Below are 3,654 nucleotides of genomic sequence, written 5' to 3' on the forward strand. Positions count from 1 at the left end.
GGGACAGTTGATGACCGACGTGAACGGCGGCGAGATTTCGGTCGAGGGACGCCCCGGCGCCGGGGCCGAACTGGTCCAGGGGATGGCCGAGGCGGCCGCCCGCCGGCCCCGCCGAAAGGACATCCGCCCCCTGGCCCACCTTCTGCCGTTCGTGCGCTCGCATGTCGGCGATGCCCTGGCCGCCGGCTTCTTCCTGCTGTTCTCGACCGGGGCCACCCTGGGCCTGACGGCGGCCTTCAAGGGTGTGATCGACAAGGGATTCGCCAGTGGGGCCTCCTCGGCCGTCAACGGGGCCTTCATGGCGCTGGGAGCGGTGGCCCTGGTGCTGGCCGTGGCGACCTCGCTGCGCTTTTTCTTCGTCACCCGGCTGGGCGAGCGGGTCGTGGCCGACCTGCGGCGCAAGCTCTATGGCCATACCCTGTCGCTGGACCCGGCCTATTTCCTCAAGACCCGCACCGGCGAGGTGCTGTCGCGCCTCACCACCGATGTGACGATCATCGAGACCCTGGTCGGCTCGTCGGCGTCGATCGCCCTGCGCAACACCCTCAGCCTGCTGGGCGGCCTCGGCTATATGGCCGTGGTCAGCCCCCGGCTGGCGGGATTCATCGTGCTGATGGTGCCGGTGGTGCTGGCCCCGATGTTCCTGATGGGTCGCAAGGTGCGCAAGCTGTCGGCCACGGCCCAGGACCGCTTTGCCGACGCCGTCGGCTATGCCGGCGAGAGCCTGGATGCGCTGGACACGGTCCAGGCCTTCGGCCGCGAGGAGACCTCGGCGGGCCGCTTCGGCACGGCCGTCGAGACCGCCTATCAGGCCTCGATCAAGCGGGTCGGGGCGCGGGCCGGCATGACGGCGGTGGTCATTGTCCTGGCCTTCGGCGGCATTACCCTGCTGCTGTGGACCGGCGCGCATCTGGTGCTGTCGGGCGAGATGACCGGCGGCACCCTGGCCCAGTTCGCCCTGCTGGCGATCATGGCGGCCGGCTCGGTCGGCGCGCTCGGCGAAGTCTGGGGTGACGTGCAGAAGGCGGCCGGGGCCATGGACCGCATCTCCGAGCTGCTCAATTCCGAGCCCGGAATCGCCGCCCCCGAAAAGCCTGCCACCCTGCCGAGCCCGGCCACCGGGGCCATCGCCTTCCGGGATGTGGTGTTCGCCTATCCCGGCCGCCCGGACCTGCCGGCCCTGAACGGCTTTGATTTGACCGTCAGGCCCGGTGAGACGGTTGCGCTGGTCGGACCCTCGGGCGCGGGCAAGAGCACCGTCCTGCGCCTGCTCCTGCGCTTCTATGACCCCCAGCAGGGGGCGATCCAGCTCGACGGCGTGGACCTGCGCGACGCCGACCCGGCCGAGGTGCGGGCCCGCATGGCCCTGGTGGCCCAGGACTCGCCGCTGTTCTCGGGCACGGCCATGGACAATATCCGCTTCGGCCGCGAGGACGCCACCGAGCAGGAGGCCCGCGACGCCGCCGAGGCGGCCCAGGCGACCGGCTTCCTCGAGGCCCTGCCGCAGGGCTTCGATACCCCGGTCGGCGAGCGCGCCAAGACCCTGTCAGGCGGCCAGCGCCAGCGCCTGGCCATCGCCCGTGCCCTGGTTCGCCAGGCTCCGATCCTGCTGCTCGACGAGGCCACCAGCGCCCTCGACGCCGAGAACGAGCGGCTGGTCCAGCAGGCCCTGCACGAGGCGATGAGCGAGCGCACCACCCTCGTAATCGCCCACCGCCTGGCCACCGTGCTGAAGGCCGACCGCATCGTGGTCATGGAAGACGGCCGGGTGGTCGAGCAGGGCACTCACGCCGAGCTCACGGCCCTCGGCGGGCTCTATGCGCGCCTGGCCAAGCTGCAGTTCGGGGTGGAGGCGGCTTGATAATCCTCCCCCTGGAAGGGGGAGGATCTTACTTCGCCAGATCCGCCGGTGTCGTCGGCTCACTGATCACCGCCGCCATGGCCTTCCAGCGGGCGTCCTGACCCGGCCCGGCCCGCTCGACATGGCCACGGACCATGTCCTGGCCGAGATTGTAGTTGATCACGTACGAGCGGTAGGTCTCGATGAAGCTCAGGCGCTTTTCGGCCCGGGCCACCGAGCTGAGGCCGTATTTGGCCAGGGCGGCGACAGCGGCCTGTTTGTCCATCTTTCCCGACAGATAGGCATCGGCGATGGTGTTCTCGCTGCTGGCCAGATCGGCCTTGGCGCGCATCAGCGCGTCATAGGCCTCGGCACCGGCCGGATCGAGACCGGCCAGCGGATAGAGGGTTTCGCGCTCGAACTTCAGTTTTTCGGCCCCGGGAAAGGCCAGGCCGATGCCGTAGTTGGCGGAGCCCTCGGCGATCAGGGATTGCGGTGAGAACAGCGGATAGACCGAGAATTCGACCCAGCCCCTGGCCTTGGTCAGCTTTTCTTCCAGCAGGGCGTTCAGCACATGGTGGCCGGGATAGCCCTCGTGGCAGCCCAGATCGACGGCGCGGCTGATCGGTACCGGCAGGTCGGTATTGATCTCGATCAGGCTGTGGGCGCCGCCCTGGTACCAGTTATAGCCGCTCCAGGGCTTCTTGGTGACGAAGGCCAGGTCGAACTTCTCGGCCGGCGGCAGAGGGATGTGGGCCGCCGTGCGGGCCTTGCAGGCGGCGATGGCGGCCTTCATCACCGGCTCCAGCCGGTCGGCGGGGATCGTGTACCGGGCCTGGAAGGCGTCAACGCGAGCGGCCAGATCGCCCTGACCGGGGACCAGCGTGTCGATGCGGGTCAGGACCGGATCATAGCTCTCCAGCGCCTTCAGCGGCGGGCGCACGCCAAACAGCCCCTCGGCCTCGTCCTGGAAGCTGAACTTGGTGCCCTCCAGCATGGAGAGTCGCGTCTCGGCGGCTTTCAGCTGACCCAGCATGAAGGCCTTGCGGCGGCGCTCGTCGGCCGACAGGGCGGTGTCGGGGATGGCCCGGGTCGCGGCGGTCAGGCGCAGGGCCTCGGCCTTCAGGGCCGGTACGGCGCGCGGTGCGGCCTTGGCGGCGTCCGCCCAGGCCTTGGGACCGTAATAGGCGTCGACATAGCCCGGCTCGCGCTCGCCGGCCTCCAGCGTCAGGTGCACGAAGTCGGTCGCAATCTGGTCCAGGTCCTTGGGCCCCGGCGCCGCTAGGGCGGACGCGCCGGCCAGCAGGGTCACGGCCAGGGTGGCCAGGGCGGCGGCGCGGCGGATCGGCATGTCGGAGGTCCCCAGAAGACGGCAAGGCGGGCAGGCTGCACCAAGCCGCCCCGTCGGGGCAAGACTGCGCGGGCGGCCCTAGCTCTGGGCCAGACTGATCCGGGCCAGGTCTCCGGTCCAGCCGCGCCGGGCTTCGGCCTCATGCGCGGTGGCCGCCTCGTTCAGGCCCAGACGTCGCTCGGCCTGGGCCAGGACGCTGAGCGTGATCGGATCCTTGGGACGGCGGGCCAGGGTCGCGCGGGCCTCGTCGGCCGCGCCGCGCGCGTCGCCCGAGGACAGCAGGGCCGCGGCGAGGCTGCGCCGCACCGGATACCACCACAGGGGCGGATCGGTGATGTCGCGGAAGCGGGTCTCCTCCAGGGTCGCCGCCTTGCGGAAGGCCCGGGCCGCGTCGGCGGGGCGGTTCTCCAGCAGGGCGATGCGGCCCTCCAGCACCAGCCGGGCCACCCGCGTCGCATCGGCC

General features: G+C 70.8%; 2 protein-coding genes and 1 pseudogene. 1 reads left to right on the forward strand and 2 read right to left on the reverse strand.

Annotation, left to right across the window (positions count from 1 at the left end; all coding sequences use genetic code 11):
• Positions 1–7 precede the first annotated feature (7 nt).
• Complete coding sequence (locus tag DBR10_RS12755; protein ID WP_199225337.1) at positions 8–1,861, forward strand: ABC transporter transmembrane domain-containing protein; 1,854 nt, start codon at positions 8–10, stop codon at positions 1,859–1,861.
• Positions 1,862–1,889: 28 nt separating this feature from the next.
• Here the strand turns inward: DBR10_RS12755 and DBR10_RS12760 are convergent, their stop codons facing one another.
• Positions 1,890–3,191: a hypothetical protein gene (locus DBR10_RS12760; RefSeq protein WP_108503794.1), complete on the reverse strand. Its 1,302-nt coding sequence runs from the start codon at positions 3,189–3,191 to the stop codon at positions 1,890–1,892.
• Between the two features lie 78 nt (positions 3,192–3,269).
• A pseudogene (locus DBR10_RS19105) lies at positions 3,270–3,654 on the reverse strand (hypothetical protein); the annotation flags it as partial.

This window comes from Caulobacter sp. HMWF025, assembly GCF_003060965.1.
Classification (GTDB): domain Bacteria; phylum Pseudomonadota; class Alphaproteobacteria; order Caulobacterales; family Caulobacteraceae; genus Caulobacter.

Excerpts from the sequence above, each read along its gene's own strand:
- DBR10_RS12760 (WP_108503794.1), bottom strand. The coding sequence starts at position 3,191 with ATGCCGATCCGCCGCGCCGCCGCCCTGGCCACCCTGGCCGTGACCCTG.